16 protein-coding genes and 2 pseudogenes are annotated in these 17120 nt (G+C 65.5%); 10 read left to right on the plus strand and 8 right to left on the minus strand.

The window, feature by feature from the left end:
* From GOOTI_RS12380 to GOOTI_RS12400, 5 genes and pseudogenes are all read left to right on the plus strand, one after another.
* A pseudogene (locus GOOTI_RS12380) lies at nucleotides 1-259 on the plus strand (sulfate ABC transporter substrate-binding protein); the annotation flags it as partial.
* Nucleotides 260-273: 14 nt separating this feature from the next.
* Entirely contained in the window at nucleotides 274-1149 is an 876-nt protein-coding gene (cysT, locus tag GOOTI_RS12385; RefSeq protein ID WP_085949797.1) for a sulfate ABC transporter permease subunit CysT, read from the plus strand.
* Nucleotides 1146-2072 carry a sulfate ABC transporter permease subunit CysW gene (gene cysW / locus GOOTI_RS12390; RefSeq protein WP_007238937.1) on the plus strand — a complete coding sequence of 309 codons (927 nt, stop codon included), beginning with the start codon at nucleotides 1146-1148 and terminating at the stop codon, nucleotides 2070-2072. The genes cysT and cysW overlap by 4 nt, the downstream gene beginning before the upstream one ends.
* Nucleotide 2073: 1 nt before the next feature.
* Complete coding sequence (locus GOOTI_RS12395) at nucleotides 2074-3069, plus strand: sulfate/molybdate ABC transporter ATP-binding protein (RefSeq protein WP_007238938.1); 996 nt, start codon at nucleotides 2074-2076, stop codon at nucleotides 3067-3069.
* A gap of 183 nt (nucleotides 3070-3252) precedes the next feature.
* Nucleotides 3253-3852: a TetR/AcrR family transcriptional regulator gene (locus tag GOOTI_RS12400; RefSeq protein ID WP_007238939.1), complete on the plus strand. Its 600-nt coding sequence runs from the start codon at nucleotides 3253-3255 to the stop codon at nucleotides 3850-3852.
* Between the two features lie 21 nt (nucleotides 3853-3873).
* Here GOOTI_RS12400 and GOOTI_RS12405 read toward each other — a convergent pair whose 3' ends face one another.
* From GOOTI_RS12405 to GOOTI_RS12425, 5 genes are read right to left on the minus strand one after another with little or no spacing between them, the layout of a single operon-like run.
* Complete coding sequence (locus GOOTI_RS12405) at nucleotides 3874-4605, minus strand: sirohydrochlorin chelatase (RefSeq protein ID WP_007238940.1); 732 nt, start codon at nucleotides 4603-4605, stop codon at nucleotides 3874-3876.
* On the minus strand, nucleotides 4602-5912 hold the full coding sequence (locus tag GOOTI_RS12410; RefSeq protein WP_007238941.1) for a sulfate adenylyltransferase subunit 1: 1311 nt from the start codon (nucleotides 5910-5912) through the stop codon (nucleotides 4602-4604). The genes GOOTI_RS12405 and GOOTI_RS12410 overlap by 4 nt, the downstream gene beginning before the upstream one ends.
* On the minus strand, nucleotides 5912-6856 hold the full coding sequence (cysD, locus tag GOOTI_RS12415; RefSeq protein WP_005180517.1) for a sulfate adenylyltransferase subunit CysD: 945 nt from the start codon (nucleotides 6854-6856) through the stop codon (nucleotides 5912-5914). The genes GOOTI_RS12410 and cysD overlap by 1 nt, the downstream gene beginning before the upstream one ends.
* On the minus strand, nucleotides 6853-7602 hold the full coding sequence (locus GOOTI_RS12420; protein ID WP_007238942.1) for a phosphoadenylyl-sulfate reductase: 750 nt from the start codon (nucleotides 7600-7602) through the stop codon (nucleotides 6853-6855). The genes cysD and GOOTI_RS12420 overlap by 4 nt, the downstream gene beginning before the upstream one ends.
* Nucleotides 7599-9362, minus strand: a complete 1764-nt coding sequence (locus GOOTI_RS12425) for a nitrite/sulfite reductase (protein WP_007238943.1) — start codon at nucleotides 9360-9362, stop codon at nucleotides 7599-7601. Before GOOTI_RS12425 ends, GOOTI_RS12420 begins: the two co-directional genes overlap by 4 nt.
* 438 nt (nucleotides 9363-9800) lie before the next feature.
* Between GOOTI_RS12425 and hemW the strand changes: the two genes are divergently transcribed.
* Both hemW and GOOTI_RS12435 read left to right on the plus strand, forming a co-directional pair.
* Nucleotides 9801-11012: a radical SAM family heme chaperone HemW gene (gene hemW / locus GOOTI_RS12430; protein ID WP_007238944.1), complete on the plus strand. Its 1212-nt coding sequence runs from the start codon at nucleotides 9801-9803 to the stop codon at nucleotides 11010-11012.
* A 23-nt stretch (nucleotides 11013-11035) separates the two neighbouring features.
* On the plus strand, nucleotides 11036-12172 hold the full coding sequence (locus tag GOOTI_RS12435; protein WP_007238945.1) for a GGDEF domain-containing protein: 1137 nt from the start codon (nucleotides 11036-11038) through the stop codon (nucleotides 12170-12172).
* Nucleotides 12173-12229: 57 nt separating this feature from the next.
* Here GOOTI_RS12435 and GOOTI_RS12440 read toward each other — a convergent pair whose 3' ends face one another.
* Nucleotides 12230-12697 carry a MarR family winged helix-turn-helix transcriptional regulator gene (locus GOOTI_RS12440; RefSeq protein ID WP_007238946.1) on the minus strand — a complete coding sequence of 156 codons (468 nt, stop codon included), beginning with the start codon at nucleotides 12695-12697 and terminating at the stop codon, nucleotides 12230-12232.
* A gap of 83 nt (nucleotides 12698-12780) precedes the next feature.
* Here GOOTI_RS12440 and GOOTI_RS12445 point away from each other — a divergent pair, with 83 nt between their 5' ends.
* On the plus strand, nucleotides 12781-13848 hold the full coding sequence (locus tag GOOTI_RS12445; RefSeq protein WP_007238947.1) for a substrate-binding domain-containing protein: 1068 nt from the start codon (nucleotides 12781-12783) through the stop codon (nucleotides 13846-13848).
* Here the strand turns inward: GOOTI_RS12445 and GOOTI_RS12450 are convergent.
* Entirely contained in the window at nucleotides 13836-14924 is a 1089-nt protein-coding gene (locus tag GOOTI_RS12450; RefSeq protein ID WP_039994043.1) for an AAA family ATPase, read from the minus strand. The genes GOOTI_RS12445 and GOOTI_RS12450 overlap by 13 nt on opposite strands.
* A gap of 297 nt (nucleotides 14925-15221) precedes the next feature.
* Between GOOTI_RS12450 and GOOTI_RS12455 the strand changes: the two genes are divergently transcribed.
* Nucleotides 15222-16259 carry an aliphatic amidase gene (locus GOOTI_RS12455; protein ID WP_007238949.1) on the plus strand — a complete coding sequence of 346 codons (1038 nt, stop codon included), beginning with the start codon at nucleotides 15222-15224 and terminating at the stop codon, nucleotides 16257-16259.
* 21 nt (nucleotides 16260-16280) lie between these two features.
* Here the strand turns inward: GOOTI_RS12455 and GOOTI_RS12460 are convergent, their stop codons facing one another.
* Nucleotides 16281-16772 (minus strand): type II toxin-antitoxin system VapB family antitoxin, encoded by a 492-nt coding sequence (locus tag GOOTI_RS12460; RefSeq protein WP_007238950.1) that lies wholly within the window; start codon nucleotides 16770-16772, stop codon nucleotides 16281-16283.
* A 239-nt stretch (nucleotides 16773-17011) separates the two neighbouring features.
* Here GOOTI_RS12460 and GOOTI_RS26505 point away from each other — a divergent pair.
* Nucleotides 17012-17120, plus strand: a pseudogene (locus GOOTI_RS26505) (heat-inducible transcriptional repressor HrcA); the annotation flags it as partial.

Consider the following 17120-nt stretch of genomic DNA (forward strand, 5'->3'; position numbering starts at 1 on the left):
CACGGATGAGGCGCAACGGATCTGGGCCAAGCAGGGGTTCCGCCCCGTCGCGCCGTCGGTGATCGCCGAGACCAAGACACTCTTCCCCGGCGACATAACAAAGCTGTGGACAATCGACGAACTCGGGAAGACTCTGGGTAAAGGCACCGCCGCCGAGAACAAGGGCAAAGACCTGAAGGGGTGGAAGGCCGTGGACAACGCGCTGTTCGGTACCAAGGGTGCCGTCACCAAGATCTACAACGAAGGCGGCAAGCAGTGACGGCCACGGGAGAGGTGGCGAACGAGACCGCGTCCGCGTCGACCTCGCAGTCGTCGAGTTCGCAGCCGCCCAAGGGATTTCTGGGACGGTCGCGAACATTCGCCGGAGTCAGCCCCGCGGCGATCGGTACGGCATGGCTGTGGCTGAGCATCATCGTGTTGCTGCCGCTGGCTGCGATCACCGTGCAGTCGTTCGACAACGGGTGGAGCGGCTTCTGGGACGCGGTGACCGCCAAGAACGCGCTCGACGCGATCTGGATCACGGTGCTGGTCTCGGTTGTCGCCGCCGTGATCAATGTGGTCTTCGGAACGATCATCGCCTGGGTGCTGGTGCGGGATGACTTCCGCGGCAAGGGCTTTGTCAACGCGATCATCGACCTTCCCTTCGCGCTGCCGACCATCGTCGCCAGCCTGGTGCTGCTCTCGCTGTACGGCCCCAACAGTCCAGTCGACATCCACCTCGCCGCGACCAAGCCTGCGCTGATCATCGCGCTGACGTTCGTCACGCTGCCCTTCGTGGTTCGTCAGGTCCAGCCGGTGCTCATCGAACTCGACACCGACGTCGAGGAAGCTGCCGCGGTACTCGGGGCGAACAACGGCATCATCTTCCGCAAGATCGTGCTCCCCGCGCTGCTCCCGGCGATCCTCACGGGTGCCGGTCTCGCATTCACCAGAGCGATCGGTGAGTTCGGTTCGGTCGTGCTGATCGGCGGGAACATCCCGGGCGAGACCCAGGTCGCCTCCCAGTACATCCAGCAGCAGATCGAGATCGACGAGCCGGTCAACGCCGCCGCCATCTCGGTCGTACTCCTGCTGATCGCCTTCGTCGCTCTGCTCGTTTTGCGGATCGTCGGGCGGCGTCAGACCAAGCGTGAGGAGCTCGACCGATGAAACTGTCGGCGAAGACCCGCTACGGGTTGCGCGCCATCGCGCTCATCTATCTGTTCGTGCTGTTGATCGTTCCGGTCGCACTCATCTTCTGGCGTTCCTTCGAGCACGGCCTCGCACAGTTCTGGGAGTGGATCACCACACCCGCGGCCGTCTCGGCGCTGCAACTGAGCTTGCTTATCGTCGTCATCGTGGTGCCGCTGAACGTGATCTTCGGCATCATCATCGCGCTCGCGCTCGCCCGCGGACGCTTCCCGGGCAAGGGGTTCCTGCAGGCCGTCGTCGATCTCCCATTCGCGGTGTCGCCGGTCGTCGCGGGTGTCGCCCTGATCCTGCTGTGGGGCTACGGTGGCTGGTTCGGAGGAGTGGAGAGTCTCGGCTTCCGCGTGATCTTCGGATTCCCCGGCCTGGTGTTGGCAACGCTGTTCGTGACGCTGCCGTTCGTCGCGCGCGAAGTGGAGCCGGTGCTCCGCGAGATCGGCACCGAACAGGAACAGGCAGCGGCGACCCTCGGCGCGAGCGGGTGGCAGACGTTCTGGCGCATCACTCTGCCCGCCATCCGCTGGGGACTCACCTACGGCATCGTGCTGACTGTCGCCCGTGCACTCGGCGAGTACGGGGCAGTGACGATGGTGTCGTCGAACTATCCGGGCATCTCCCAGACGCTGACACTTCTGGTGCACTCGCGCTACACCGACGACTACAACGAGTACGGCGCGTACGCTGCCGCGACACTCCTGATGCTCGTGGCCGTCCTCGTCCTGGTGGCGATGTCGTTCGTCGACCGACGTGCCCGCAACCGCTATGCCGAGGCGAGCGCCACCACCGGTGACGACACCGCGCCGGACGACATCCATCTGACCCCACCGTATGCGCCCGAGAACATCGATTCGCAGCAGGTGCTTCACGAGAGAGAAAGAGTCTGACATGTCCATCTCGGTGGTAGGTGCCAACAAGCGATACGGCGATTTCGCAGCACTCGACGACGTGTCGATCGAGATCCCGGCAGGATCCCTGACGTCGCTGCTCGGCCCCTCGGGCAGCGGGAAGTCGACGCTGCTGCGTGCGATCGCGGGACTCGACGACCTCGACTCGGGAACGATCGTCATCAACGGCGACGACGTGTCGGGCGCGTCACCCCAGAAGCGCGACATCGGCTTCGTGTTCCAGCACTACGCGGCGTTCAAGCACCTCACCGTGCGGGACAACATCGCCTTCGGCCTGAAGATCCGTAAGCGATCGAAGAAGGACATCGACGCCAAGGTCGACGAGTTGCTCGACATCGTCGGACTGACCGTCTTCCAGAAGCGGTTTCCCGCACAGCTTTCCGGTGGTCAGCGCCAGCGCATGGCGCTTGCCCGTGCCCTGGCCGTCGACCCCAAGGTGCTGCTGCTCGACGAGCCCTTCGGTGCACTCGACGCCAAGGTGCGTGAGGATCTCCGAAAGTGGCTGCGCCGCTTGCACGAGGACATGCAGGTGACCACGGTGCTGGTGACACACGACCAGCAGGAGGCGCTCGATGTGAGCGACCGGATCGCCGTGCTGAACAAGGGCAGGATCGAGCAGATCGGCGCACCTGACGATCTCTACGATCGCCCGGTCAATCCCTTCGTGGCATCGTTTCTCGGTTCGACGGTACGGCTCAACGGAGAACTCGTTCGTCCGCACGACATTCGTATCGGACGCAATCCTGAGCTCGCACTACCCGCCGCCGATGCGTCACTCGACACGGGCGTCATCAAGGCGACCGTGCAGCGCGTGGTTAACCTCGGGTTCGAGACGAGGGTGGAACTGATCGCGGTCGCCAGCGGTGACGAGTTCCAGGCACAGATCACTCGCGGCGACGCCAACGCGCTGCACCTGCAGCCCGGGGAGGCGATCTACGCTCGCGCGACAAAGGTGCCCGCGCTGTCCGAGGTGTGAGACGCTCGGCGTCGTCGACTGTCGAATTGCTCGGTGTCGTGACACTTCACGGGTGGATGGACTCAGCTGACCCACTGAGACACGGCTCTCACTATGGGGACGTTGTGCTATCAGAGCAGGGGTAGCATGACGTGCGGAGATCTCGCGTCTTCAGCGGGATCGGCGCTGTGCAAGGAGAGATTCGTGGTGACGACGTCGGCCCCGACGCGCAAAGATGCGGTGCGTAATCGTCGTCGAATCCTCGCGGCAGCAGGCGAGGTTCTGAGAGACGATTTCCAGAACGCCAGCATCCCGTTGATCGCGGAGCGGGCAGGGGTCGGCACCGCCACCGTCTACCGGTACTTCTCGTCGTTGGAGAGTCTGCTGCGCGAGTACCTGCACGGGGTGATCGTGGAGCTTCGTGACTACAGCCATGATTCGACGAAATCGGGTACCGACCTGTTCGAGGACGTGGTCGGCAAGCTCGGCGAAGTGCTCGAGGTCAACGGTCCCGCGATGGTCCACCTTCGTCGCCCCGTGGGTTTCCTCGAGAGGCTCCGCGAAGGTGATCCGGTGATCCAGACGGTCCGGGACGCGTGGGAGCGTCCGGTGCGTGCGGTGTTGCGCAGCAAGGGAATCGGCGACGAGCATTTCGACCACGCGCTGTTCCTCTACAACCAGATCTACGATCCCCGCGAGGTTCTCGATCTCGTCGCCGAAGGCATGACCATGGCGGAGGCGATGCGGTTCCTCACGCAGGTGTACTACGGCGCACTCGACGGAATGGTGGGCGCGCGGCGGTAGTGCTGCCGCGGTCCGTGGCCGTCAGAACTGCGTGATTACCGGCGCGAGCGGTGGGTGGGCGACGGCGCTGCGATAGGAGTCGGCCACCGCATCGACGAGTGCGGGGTGCGTGCCGATCGGGCCCGCGACCACCGCATCCGAGACCAAGCGGTCCAGAGCGGTCTCGACGCGTTCGGTGAGCAAGCCCGCCGACAAGAAGTACGGACTCAGCGCGATCCGTTGTGCTCCCGCGGTACGGAGTCGTCGGATCGCATTGCGCAGCATGATGTCGTCGGGGCCGAGCCTGGTCGCGAACACCACCTCGACGGGGCGGTGCAGACGGGTCGAGAGTTCGATGGCTCGGCGTCGGACCACGTGTGCGGCCGCAGGATTGGTCGACCCGACCGCCGTGACGACGACGCCGTCGCCAGGTTGCGTGCCTGCCTCGTCGAGACGATCGGCGAGGGCATCGGTCAATCGATACGAGCCGACGACGGGGGTGGTCACGACCTTTCCCCGACCATGCTCGTCGACCAGTACAGGCAGGTCCACGTCGCTGTGATACCCGGGCGCCAGCAGTAGCGGCACCACAACGCAGTCGCCCGCGACGGCGGCGAGTTCGTCTGCCACCGAGGGGGTATCGAGGTCCAGAAAGCTCAGACCGACCGACACACCCGGCAGTCGCCGCGCCACCGCCGACCGAACGCGCCGCGCCGTGTCACCGAACCTCGGATCTCGGCTACCGTGCGCGACTAGTAACAGCGTCGGGGTCACACCAACTCTTTGAGGTGCAGCGTCGACAGCGCATCGCCCACCAGCCCTGCTGCGAGTGTGTTACCGCCGTGCGGATCGATGAGCAGGAAGCTGCCCGACTCGCGACTGACCTGGTAGTCGTCGGCCGGAATCGGCTCTGCGGTCTGCACCGTGATGCGGCCGATCTGGTTGAGTTCCACGGTGTCCGGCGCATCGACGAGCGACAGGTTCTGCTCGTCGAACAGCGTGTCGAGTCCACCGACGATGGCCTGAGTGGTCTTCGTGCCGTGCTTGAGGAGCAAACGTGCACCCGGGCGCAGCGGCTTGTCGGCGAGCCAGCACACCGTCGCGGTGAACTGTTGGATCGGCTCGGGGGCATCGGTGACCGCCGCGATGAGATCGCCGCGCGAGATGTCGACGTCGTCGGCGAGGAGCAGGGTCACGCTGCGGCCCGTGTGAGCGGTGGCCAACTGGCCGTCGGCCGTGTCGATCTGGGTGACGGTGGTCCGGACGCCTGACGGCAGCACGACGACCTCGTCTCCCACCGAGACACGGCCCGCAGCGATCTGCCCGGCGTAGCCGCGGTAGTCGGGGTACTCCGGTGTGCGGGGACGGATGACGTACTGCACCGGGAAACGCAGCCCGACCTCGTCGTGACGCTCGACTGCATTGGGGACCGTCTCGAGGTGCTCTATGAGCGTCGGACCGTCGTAGAACGGAGTGTTCTCGGAGCGGATGGCGACGTTGTCGCCGTGCAGAGCCGATACCGGGATCGCGGTGACCTGCTCGGGCGACCAGCCGAGCGTGCGGGTCAGCTCGCCGAACTCGGCCGAGATCTCCGCGAAGACCGACGCGGCGTCGTCGACGAGGTCGATCTTGTTGACTGCCAGCACGAGTTGCGGCACACCGAGCAGTGCCATGACCGCTGCGTGACGGCGGGTCTGGGCGACGACACCGTTGCGGGCGTCGACGAGCAGCATCACCAGTTGGGCGGTGGAGGCGCCGGACACGGTGTTTCGCGTGTACTGGACGTGGCCGGGTGTGTCGGCGAGCACGAAAGACCGTGCGGGAGTGGCGAAGTAGCGGTATGCGACGTCGATGGTGATGCCCTGCTCGCGTTCGGCGCGCAGACCGTCGACGAGCAGCGAGAGGTCGGGACCTTCGAGGCCACGATCGACCGATGCCTTCGTGACGGCGTCGATCTGGTCGGCGAGTACGGACTTCGTGTCGTAGAGCAGACGTCCCACGAGGGTGGACTTGCCGTCGTCGACGCTGCCCGCCGTGGCGATGCGAAGTAGGTCGGGCACGTGTTGGGTGGTCGATGCCATCAGAAATATCCTTCGCGCTTACGGTCTTCCATGGCTGCTTCGGAGACGCGGTCGTCGCCTCGGGTCGCGCCGCGTTCGGTGAGTCGTGATGCGGCGACCTCTGCGAGGACCGCCTCGTTGGTGGCGGCGTCGGAGAGCACCGCGCCGGTCGTCGAACCGTCACCCACGGTGCGGTAGCGCACCGAAAGGCGCTGTACCTCTTCACCCTCGCGGGGGCCACCCCACGAGCCCGACGTCATCCACATCCCATCGCGCTGGAAGACCTCGCGCTCGTGGGCGTAGTAGATCGGGGGGAGGAGTACCTGTTCGCGTGTGATGTAACGCCAGACGTCGAGTTCGGTCCAGTTCGACAGCGGGAAGACGCGGACGTGCTCGCCTGGGGCGTGCCGACCGTTGTAGAGGTTCCACAGCTCAGGACGCTGGCGCTTGGGATCCCACTGTCCGAACGCGTTGCGCAGCGAGAAGATCCGCTCCTTCGCGCGCGAACGCTCCTCGTCGCGGCGGCCACCGCCGAAGACCGCGTCGAAGCGGTTCTCGGTGATCGCATCGAGAAGCGGGATGGTCTGCAGCGGGTTGCGCACACCGTCGGGCCGCTCGGTCAGCCGACCGTCGGCAAGGTAATCCTCGACCTTCGCCACGTGCAGACGGAGGTTGTGTCGCTCGACCACCTGGTCGCGGAAGTCGAGCACCTCGGGCAGGTTGTGCCCGGTGTCGACATGCAGCAGCGAGAAGGGAAGCGGCGCAGGCCAGAACGCCTTCAGTGCGACGTGCAGCAGTACCGTCGAATCCTTGCCGCCGGAGAAGAGGATCACGGGCCGTTCGAATTCGCCCGCCACCTCACGGAAGATGTGGATGGCTTCGGACTCGAGAGCGTCGAGCGTGGTGAAGTCATCGGGTTCGGTCACGTCACGTCCTGTGCTGGCTGAGGTGTCGATGATGGTCATGCGTGGAGCCCACATTCTGTCTTGGCGCGACCGGCCCACCGGCCACTGCGCGGATCGGATCCGGGTTCGGGTTTCGCGGTGCACGGTGCACAGCCGATCGACGGATAACCCTCGTCGACAAGCGGATTGACCAACACACCGTTGGCATCGATGTAGTCCTGCATCTGCTCGTCGGACCAGGCCGCGATCGGGTTGATCTTGACCAGGCCGAAACCTTCGTCGAAGGAGATGAGCGGTGCGTTCGCGCGGGTCGGCGCCTCAACACGTCGGATGCCCGTCACCCAGGCGTCGTAGTTGCGCAGACCAGCCTTGAGCGGAACCACCTTGCGCAGTCGGCAGCACTCGCCGGGGTTGCTGGCGAACAGGTTGCGGCCCAATAGTTCATCTTGCTCGGCGACTGTGTGCTCGGGAGTGAGATTGATGAGGTCGACTCCGTACACCTGCTCGACGGCGTCACGGGTGCCGATCGTCTCCGCGAAGTGGTAGCCGGTGTCGAGGAACAAGACCTTCACGGCATCGCCACCGAGTAGTTCACGGTCGACGTTCTTGACCGCGAGATCCACCAGAGCGGCATCCTGCATGTTGGACGCGACGACGAAGTTGTCGCCGAACGTCTGCGCGGTCCAACGCAGCAGATCTTCGGGTGTGGCGTCCTCGCCGAGATCCGCCGCGCCGCGCTCGGCGATCGCACGCAGCTCGTCCTCGTTGAAGCGTCGCCCGGTCCGGTTCTGTGTCGTGGTTGTCATCGCAATGCCTCCTCGTCGGCACGCACTGCCCACTGTGCGAACCGCTCACCTTCTTGACGCTGGTCGACGAAGTTGCGGACCACGCGCTCGATGTAGTCGCCGAGCTCGGGTGAGGTCACCTTGTGCTGGCGCAGTTTTCGGCCGAATCCGGCGTCCTGGCCCAAGCTGCCGCCCAGGTGGACCTGGAATCCCTCGGTCTGCCCGCCCTCGCCGTCTTCGACGAGCTGTCCCTTGAATCCGATGTCGGCGATCTGTGAGCGCGCGCAGGAGTTGGGGCACCCGTTGATGTTCACGGTGATCGGGACGTCGAGTGTGGAGTTGATGTCGGCCAGGCGCTCCTCGAGTTCCGGCACCAACACCTGTGACCGCTTACGGGTCTCGGTGAAGGAGAGCTTGCAGAATTCGATGCCACTGCAGGCCATCAGGTTTCGACGCCAATTCGATGCGCGGGCGACGAGTCCGAGCTTCGCGAGGTCGGCGATAAGCTCCTCGACCTTGTCGTCGGGGACGTCGAGGACGATCAGCTTCTGGTAGGGCGTGAACCGGATGCGGTCGGAGCCCACACGTTCGGCGGCGTCGGCGACCGCAGTGAGCTTGCTGCCGGTGACGCGGCCGGCGATCGCGGCGAAGCCCACGGAATTCAGGCCGTTCTTCAGTTTCTGGACACCCACATGGTCGCGTGGTTGCGTCAGCGGTTCGGGTGCCGGGCCGTCGATGAGTTTGCGACCGAGGTACTCGTCCTCGAGCACCTGGCGGAACTTCTCGATGCCCCAGTCCTTGATGAGGAACTTCAGGCGCGCCTTGGTGCGCAGTCGTCGGTAGCCGTAGTCGCGGAAGATCGACACGACGCCTTCCCAGACGTCGGGGACCTCGTCGAGCGGAATCCAGGCGCCCACGCGTTGGGCGAGCATCGGGTTGGTCGACAACCCACCGCCGACCCAGAGGTCGAGTCCGGGGCCGTGCTCAGGATGATTCACTCCGATGAACGCGATGTCGTTCGTCTCGTGGGAGACGTCCTGCAGCCCCGAGATGGCGGTCTTGAACTTGCGGGGCAGGTTCGAGTACTGCGGGTCGCCGATGTAGCGGCGAACGATCTCGTCGATCGCGGGGGTCGGGTCGAGGACCTCGTCGACGGCCTCACCGGCAAGTGGCGATCCGAGGATGATGCGCGGGCAATCGCCGCACGCCTCGGTGGTCTTGAGGCCGACGCCTTCGATGCGCTCCCAGATCGTCGGGACGTCCTCGATACGAATCCAGTGGTACTGGACGTTCTCCCGGTCGGACAGGTCGGCGGTGTCGCGCGCGAACTCGGTGGAGATCTGGCCCAGTGTGCGGAGTTGCTCGACGTTGAGGGCACCGGCGTCGCACCGGATACGCATCATGAAGTGGCTGTCTTCGAGGACGTCGATGTTCTCGTCCCCGGTCCACGTGCCGTCGTAACCCTGCGCGCGCTGGGTATAGAGACCCCACCAGCGCATACGGCCACGTAAATCCTGTTTGTCGATCGAGTCGAAGCCCTGCTTGGAGTAGATGTTCTCGATACGGGCGCGCACGTTGAGCGGGTTGTCGTCCTTCTTGACCTGCTCGTTGGAATTCAGCGGCTCGCGGTAGCCGAGTTTCCACTGTCCCTCGGCGCGGCGCTTGGTCGGCCGAGGCTTGCGTGCCGGTCGATCGCCGCCCGTCGCGCGCGGCGTGCGGGTGGGGCGCTCGTCGGGCGAACTGGCGCCGCTGTTCGAGGTGATGTCCGTCGTAGACGTCATGAAGTCTCCTGTTGCCGGGCACACGTGCACCGGCTTTCGCACGGTCTGGGCTGTGACTGGGCGGCAATGCGCCGCGCTGACGTGGCGGCGTTCCCGCAGCTGGCGGGGAACCCTCGGGGCCGTTCGTCGTCTAGAGACGACAGGTGGCGCTGCAGACGCGCTTCAGATCGACGTGGCGTCGCGCTGCGAGCCACACCCCGGGGAAATTCACGCCATCCATAGTGCCACGCCAGGTGACCGGTCGTCTACTTGCGCTTATTTTGCGTCATGCTGAGGCAAAGTCGGTGTGCGCACCGATCTGGTGACGGGGGCGTCGCTGCTGGGAGCTGCGATCAGGGACGATGATGCGAGCCACGGCGCGGGGAAGTCCGTGGTCGTCGCCCCGGGACAGGAGTGGAGAGCGTCGACGCGCATCATGGAAGGGTGCATGTGGAGACGATGGTCGAGTCGCGGTCCGCGCCGAATCGCGTGACCGAGCCGATCGTCGACGCCTGCGCACACGCCGACCCCGACACGGGCTTCGGGCTGTACATACACGTCCCGTTCTGCGCTACGCGGTGCGGCTACTGCGACTTCAACACCTACACGGCGGGTGAACTCGGGTCGTCGTCGTCTCCGGAGTCGTGGCAGGCGGCGATTGATCGTGAAATCGATGTTGCCGCAACACTGCTCGGCCCGGCTCGGCGCGTCTCGACGGTCTTCGTCGGCGGCGGCACACCGTCGCTGCTCGGTTCCGACGGACTCGGGCGACTGCTCGACTCGGTGCGGCGTCGGTTCGATCTGACGGTCGACGCAGAGATCACCACGGAATCCAATCCGGAATCGACGTCCCCGGAGTTCTTCGACGGATTACTCGATGCGGGTTTCACGAGGGTGTCGCTGGGCATGCAGTCGGCTGCCCGGCACGTTCTCGCAACTCTCGATCGGACGCACACTCCCGGTAGGGCTGCTGCCGCGGCGCGTGAGGCCGCTGCGGCGGGATTCGAGCACATCAATCTCGACCTCATCTACGGCACACCGGGCGAGACCGACGATGACCTGCAGTCCAGCATCGACGCCGTGCTCGCCACGCCGGTCGACCACGTGTCGGCCTACGCACTGATCGTCGAGGACGGGACGGCTCTCGCCCGACGCATCCGGCGCGGCGAGCTCCCCGCGCCCGACGACGACGTACTCGCCGATCGCTACGTCATGCTCGACACCCAGCTGCGCGCCGCTGGTCTCGACTGGTACGAGGTGTCGAACTGGGCGCGGTCGCCGGCAGCGGCATGCCGACACAACCTGGGCTACTGGCGCAGCGATGACTGGTGGGGTCTCGGTCCCGGCGCCCACTCGCACGTCAACGGCGTGCGGTGGTGGAACGTCAAGCATCCCGCGCGTTATGCGCAGCAGCTCGCGGAGGGGCACAGTGCGGCGGCCGACTCCGAAGAACTCACCGAGACCGATCGGCACAACGAACTCGTCATGTTGCAGCTGCGGTGCCGCGCAGGGTTGCCGTCGACACTGCTGAGGCGCGCGGAGCTCGACGAAGCGGATCGACAGTGTCAGATGGGGCTCCTGAGGCGATCGGGCGGGAATCTGGTTCTGACCGAGAGGGGCAGATTGCTCGCGGACGGGGTGATTCGCGAGATACTGCTGGCAGGGGAGTGATCGCCAGCAGGTGAGGGGGGACGGTGACGATCGTCGATCGGGTCTTGACCTACCGCCGCCGTGCGCAGCGTGTGTGGTCGGGACCCGACCACTACGAGTGGTTGTCCGGATACCTCGCAACGAGAGGTCGGCAGCGAGCCGCAGCGCGTGTGATCGCCATCGGTGTGCTTTTCCTCGCCGGCATCGAGGTGCTGATGATGTTCAGTCCCGCCGGTCCGACAGGTGCGGTGCAGCGCGGATGCGCACTTGCGGTCGTGGCGGTGTGCGTGGCGATCTCACTGATCTGGATTCGTCCACGATGGCCGACACGGACAGCGTCGACCGTGTTCGTGCTCGTGTCGGCGGCGTGTATCGGGGTGGCCTGTGTCGTCGAGGCCGACCCGATGTCGGCGATCGCGGCGTGTGGTCTCTACGGTGTGCTCGGCGGCTACATCGGCATCTTCCACTCGGTGCGTCTGCTCGCTGTGAACCTCGCCGTCGCCGTCGCGGTGTCGACGATCGTCGCAATCCGCATCGCCGAGCAGATCGACGCCGTCACCGCCGTGGCGAAACTGCTCGCGGTGCTCGGTGGCATCACCGTCATTCCGATTCTGTGCCAGTTGCTGCTCGAGCGGCTGGGACCCGATGCGATCAATTCCGATACCGACGCGCTGACCGGGCTGCTCAATCGACGCGCCCTCCACTCACGGGCGGCCGACGTGCTCGACGGTTCCACTGGGTCGAGTGGTGCTGTGCTCGCGGTATATCTCGTCGATCTCGACGACTTCAAGCGCGTGAACGACACCTACGGCCACGCGGTCGGTGACGCGGTCCTGAGCACGGTCGCCCGAGCGATCCAGGCGAAGTGCGACGACTCCGCACTCGTGGCGAGAATCGGTGGGGAAGAGTTCGTGATCGCCGAGGTGGTCGCCTCGGATGATGCGGCCATGGCCGGAGCCCGACGTCTTTCGATGGCGGTGTCGCAGACGCCGTACGGGATCACGGCCAGTGTCGGCGCAGCAACCGTTGCGCTCGCCCGTGGCGGCGTCGGCACGCCGGTGTCGGGGCGACTCGGCGAGCTCATCGCAGTCGCCGATCGGGCGATGTACGAGGCGAAGCGGTCGGGTGGCAATGGTTGTCGCCACCATGCCCTCGACGGCACCCGTTTTCCTCAGCGGTGACGCCACAGCCGGGGGAGCAGCATCGACCGTGACGCGTGCTCGCGGGGATGGCTGTTCCTACCGCGCGCCGGCAGGTGCCGACACCGCGTCGAGCGCCGACACGAATCCCACGTAGGCCCTGGGGCCGAGGGCGTCGGCCACCGCACGCTCGACCTGTGCCTCGGCTGCGAGCGCCGGCTCGATGGTCCGTGCGCCCCGCGCGCTCAGGTGGACCACGACGCGGCGTCGGTCGCTCGGGTCGGCGCGGCGGTACACCAGTCCGTTCGTGACGAGATGGTCGACGATGCGGGTGGCGGTGGCGGGCGGCACGACCGCCAACTGGGCGAGTTCGCTCATGATGTGACCGCCGCCCGCCGCGAGGACGGCGAGCACCCGCCACTGTTCATGCGTCAACCCGAGCGTCGACAGCGTCTCATCCAGCGATGTCTCGAGATTCCTCGCCGCTCGCAGCAGACGCGCGAGCAGGGGCAGTTCGACGGCGTTGTCGCGCAGCGTCGGTGTCTGCGGTGTAGTCTGACGGCTCATATGCGGGTCCCGTTCGTCGCAGCGATGTGAACGTGGCGGTCGACCGTCGCAGGGTGGACGATCGCGGATGTCGGAGGAGTCGGATGTCGCATCGCGAGTTGCCGGTCCGCATCGCCTATGTTGTCCCCCTGCAGGGCACGGTGGGAATCTTCGGGCCGTCGTGCGAAGCGTGCGGAGACCTTGCAGTCTTCGAATTGTGCAGTGGTGCAGGGATCCTGGGACGGCCGGTGGAACTCGTCGCGGTCGACGGTGGGCGCGCTCCCGATGTCGTGGCCAGGGAGGTCGCGGCACTGTGGCGCGCGGGCGCGATCGATGCCATCGTCGGGTGGCACATTTCCGCGGTGCGCAAGGAGATCCTTCGCCACGTCGGCGGTGAACTGCCGTATGTGTACGCGGCATTGCATGAGGGTGAGTTTCGCACACCCGGCCTGTTCATGACCGGGGAGGCGCCCGATGCGCAGGTCCTGCCTGCCCTCGACTGGCTGCACCGACAACTCGGTGCGCGGACGTGGTGTGTCGTCGGCAACGACTACGTCTGGCCGAGGCAGATCGCCGCGCGGGCGGAGGCGCATCTCGTCGGCGCCGGGATGTCGTATCGCGGCTCCGTTTTCGCGCCGTTGGGCACATCGGAGTTCACCAGGACTCTGGACTGGCTGGAGGCACGCGGACCCGATGCGGTACTCGTGCTCCTCGTCGGCGACGACGCGGTCCGGTTCGGTAGAGCGTTCGCGCGCAGAGGTCTCGACGAGATCATGGTGCGGTTCAGTCCGATCCTCGAGGAGAACCAGGTCCTCGGCATGGGGCCGAACGCGACGGCCAACATGTTCTCTGCCGCAGGCTATTTCGACACTCTCACGACAGCGGCGACGATGGATTTCGCTGGCCGGTACCACCGTCTGCACGGAGTTGACGCGCCGTCGCTCAACAGCATCGGCCAGTCGTGTTACGAGGCCATCAACGTCCTCGCCGAACTGGCCGGACGCGCGGGTTCGCTCGCCGTTCCCGCGCTGGAGGCGGTCGCACACGGGCTGAGGATCGAGGGCGCGCGCGGTGTTCTTCGGCTCGGCTCCGGAGACACGGACCAGGACGTGTACCTGGCCGCGGCGCGACACCTCGATCTCGACGTGCTCGAGCGGATTCACGTCGCCTGACCGTTCGTCGCCTGACCGTTCGTCGTCAGGCCGTTCCCGCCCGCGCTGGTGTGCAGTACGAGTGGCCCTGCCCCGGGATCGTGACGCACGATGATGTCGGCGATCGACGAATGCAGCTCGAGTCGGATGACCCGCTTGAGGTTGCGAGCGCCGTAGACCCGATCGAAGCCCGCGGTGATGAGGTGTGCTCGCACGGAATCGTCGTACTCCCAGCGTATTCCGCGGGCGTGCAGGTTCTCGGTCAGCCTGGCCAGTTCGAGGTCGACGATGAGTCCGGCATTGCGTTCGTCGAGCGGAGCGAATCGGACCACCTCGTCGAATCTGTTGTAGAGCTCGGGGTCGAAGAACTCCTCCACCGCCCGGTCGACGATGTCGTCGTCGGATTCGGCTGTCGGCGATCCGCCGAGGCGTCGCGGTAGGAGCCGGCGTAACGGCGCCCGCATGCGCACACGACTGTTCGCGGCGAGCTCGGCAGAGCCGAGGTTCGAGGTGAGCAGCACGATCGCGTTGCGGAAATCGATCATCGACGTGCCCGCGGTGAGGCGCAGTGTGCCGCTGTCGAGGATCTGCAGCAGCGAACGCAGGACGGTCGTGTGAGCCTTCTCGACCTCGTCGAACAACACGATGCCCGGACGAGAAAGATTGCCCTCCACCAGTTCTCGGTCGAATAAGGTGAACTGCTCCTTTGCGCCCGCATACCCAGGCGGAGCGCCGGACAGCGATGCCGCGTAGTGCTCCTGGGCCAGTGTGTTCATGTCGATTCGACACAGCTTGTCCGGGTCTCCCGCGATTTCCGCAGCGAGCCGTCGGGCGAGTTCTGTCTTACCGACACCGGTCGGTCCGACGAACAGCAGCGAGGCAATCGGGCGGTGCGGGTCTCGAATCCCCGCGGCGGCGATCGTCAGTCCGCGGACCACCGAGTCGATCGCGTGGTCCTGTCCGATGATCGATCCGCGCAGCGCAGCGGACAGTTGCTCCGGCGAACTGGCGCGTCCCATCCGGAACGAGCGTGCACGACCGGCGGTCAGGTGACCGGAGTTGAGGTCGTCGACCTTCTGAGACAGGTATCCCGACACTGTGCGTCCCTTCCGCGTCCCTTCCATGGCTCCGGCTGTAGAGCCGGCTGTAGATACCGACACCGTCGTCATCGTCGACCTCGCCGTGTGTCCTGCTTCCGAATGAAAGCAGGAATATCGACGTCGCGCTCGGTTGCCGAGCCGGTCTCGTGCACCCGAGGCGCGAGAGCGTCTGCCAAGTAATGATATTCGTACATTCGCGCAATCGCACCGTAACGCAGCCGGATCTAGCCTCGACGTGATAGTACTTCCATTCGGAACAATACCGACGACGGCCGTGGGGCCAGAGGAGACAGCATGCGACACGGAGACATCTCATCGAGTCCGGACACGGTCGGCGTCGCGGTGGTGAACTACAAGATGCCGCGCCTGCACACCAAAGCCGAGGTGCTCGAGAACGCACAGAAGATCGCCGACATGGTGGTCGGCATGAAGACGGGCCTGCCCGGCATGGACCTCGTCGTGTTCCCGGAGTATTCGACGATGGGGATCATGTACGACAACGACGAGATGTTCGAGACGGCCGCGACGATCCCCGGCGACGAGACCGACATCTTTGCCAAGGCCTGCCGCGATGCGCGCACCTGGGGCGTCTTCTCGATCACCGGCGAGCGCCACGAAGACCATCCGAACAAGCCGCCGTACAACACCCTGGTGCTGATCAACGACGACGGCGAGATAGTCCAGAAGTACCGCAAGATCCTGCCGTGGACGCCGATCGAGGGCTGGTACCCCGGCGGCCAGACCTATGTCACCGACGGACCGAAGGGTATGAAGATCTCGCTGATCATCTGCGACGACGGCAACTACCCCGAGATCTGGCGCGACTGCGCGATGAAGGGCGCCGAGCTGATCGTGCGGCCGCAGGGCTACATGTATCCCGCCAAGGACCAGCAGGTACTCATGGCGAAGGCGATGGCATGGGCCAACAACTGTTACGTCGCGGTGGCGAACGCCACCGGATGGGACGGCGTCTACACCTACTTCGGGCACAGCTCGATCATCGGATTCGACGGCAGGACTCTCGGTGAGTGTGGCGAGGAGGACTACGGCATCCAGTATGCGCAGCTGTCGTTGTCGACGATCCGCGATGCACGTAAGTACGACCAGTCGCAGAACCACCTGTTCAAGCTGCTCCACCGTGGTTACACCGGCGTGCTCGCAGGTGGCGACGGAGACAAGGGAGTGGCCGACTGTCCGTTCGACTTCTACAAGAACTGGGTGAACGACGCCGAGGCCACGCAAGCGGCCGTCGAGGCGATCACCCGGGACACCGTAGGTGTGGCCGAATGCCCTGTCTACGATCTGCCGACCGAGAAGACCATGGAAGTGTGATGCCCGGCTGAGGGTCTCGGCCTACCCTCCCCACCCCCGCGGGTTCGGCGGTGCCGACCAGCCGGTGCTGCGACCGCTGCGGCGGTGGGCACCACCCTGCGCGGATGAATTGCGCGCAGGGTGGTCGACCGGTCGGATCGGGCGGTTCGTCGTGGTCGGGATCTCCGCGGTGTCGTCGAGTTGCTCTTCAAGGGGCGGCGCGTCGGCGGAGAGATCGTAGGAGTCGAGATCGAGCAGACGCGCATGGATGATGTGCCGATTCCGCAGCGCCGAGCGCACCGCACGATGGAGCCCGTCCTCGAGGTAGAGCTCGCCCTGCCACCGCACGACGTGGGAGAAGAGGTCGCCGTAGAACGTCGAATCCTCGCTGAGGAGCTTGTCCAGTGCGAGCACCGTGGTGACCGTGACCAGTTCGTCCAGGCGTAGCTGGCGAGGGGGGATCTTCGCCCAACCACGTACGGACAAGCCATGGTCTGGGTAGGGCTTCCCCTCGCGTACACCCTTGAAGATCATCCCGACGCTCTCTCTGTCATTCCCTCGGGCCGCTGCCTCTACGACGACGGTGCGCGTCGCGATCCACCGGATCGATGTCCGTCGTCACCTAGGATGGATACGACCAACTGTATTGGCCAGACGATAGTGCCCTCAGACGTTGGCGGCTCGGGACGGTTCACCCAGCCCGGGCCGTCATCGGAACCGAGTGTATTTGCCCGACCGTAGTGCAGAGTAGGCCCCGAGGAGGTGCGGCGAAGGTGTCGGCGACCGACGATCGACGATTCGAGGTGCTGCGAGCCATCGTGACCGATTACGTGGACACGCAGGAGCCGATCGGTTCGAAGGCACTGGTGGAACGTCATCACC

Origin of the sequence: Gordonia otitidis NBRC 100426 (genome assembly GCF_000248075.1) — a bacterium.
GTDB lineage: Bacteria > Actinomycetota > Actinomycetes > Mycobacteriales > Mycobacteriaceae > Gordonia > Gordonia otitidis.

What these genes read in the sequence shown, in the direction of transcription:
- hemW (WP_007238944.1), top strand. Translation starts at nt 9,801, where the DNA reads ATGGTCGAGTCGCGGTCCGCGCCGAATCGCGTGACCGAGCCGATCGTC.
- GOOTI_RS12440 (WP_007238946.1), bottom strand. Translation starts at nt 12,697, where the DNA reads ATGAGCCGTCAGACTACACCGCAGACACCGACGCTGCGCGACAACGCC.
- GOOTI_RS12420 (WP_007238942.1), bottom strand. Translation starts at nt 7,602, where the DNA reads ATGACAACCACGACACAGAACCGGACCGGGCGACGCTTCAACGAGGAC.
- cysW (WP_007238937.1), top strand. Translation starts at nt 1,146, where the DNA reads ATGAAACTGTCGGCGAAGACCCGCTACGGGTTGCGCGCCATCGCGCTC.
- GOOTI_RS12410 (WP_007238941.1), bottom strand. Translation starts at nt 5,912, where the DNA reads ATGGCATCGACCACCCAACACGTGCCCGACCTACTTCGCATCGCCACG.
- GOOTI_RS12460 (WP_007238950.1), bottom strand. Translation starts at nt 16,772, where the DNA reads ATGATCTTCAAGGGTGTACGCGAGGGGAAGCCCTACCCAGACCATGGC.
- GOOTI_RS12395 (WP_007238938.1), top strand. Translation starts at nt 2,074, where the DNA reads ATGTCCATCTCGGTGGTAGGTGCCAACAAGCGATACGGCGATTTCGCA.
- GOOTI_RS12445 (WP_007238947.1), top strand. Translation starts at nt 12,781, where the DNA reads ATGTCGCATCGCGAGTTGCCGGTCCGCATCGCCTATGTTGTCCCCCTG.
- cysD (WP_005180517.1), bottom strand. Translation starts at nt 6,856, where the DNA reads ATGACCATCATCGACACCTCAGCCAGCACAGGACGTGACGTGACCGAA.
- GOOTI_RS12455 (WP_007238949.1), top strand. Translation starts at nt 15,222, where the DNA reads ATGCGACACGGAGACATCTCATCGAGTCCGGACACGGTCGGCGTCGCG.
- GOOTI_RS12425 (WP_007238943.1), bottom strand. Translation starts at nt 9,362, where the DNA reads ATGACGTCTACGACGGACATCACCTCGAACAGCGGCGCCAGTTCGCCC.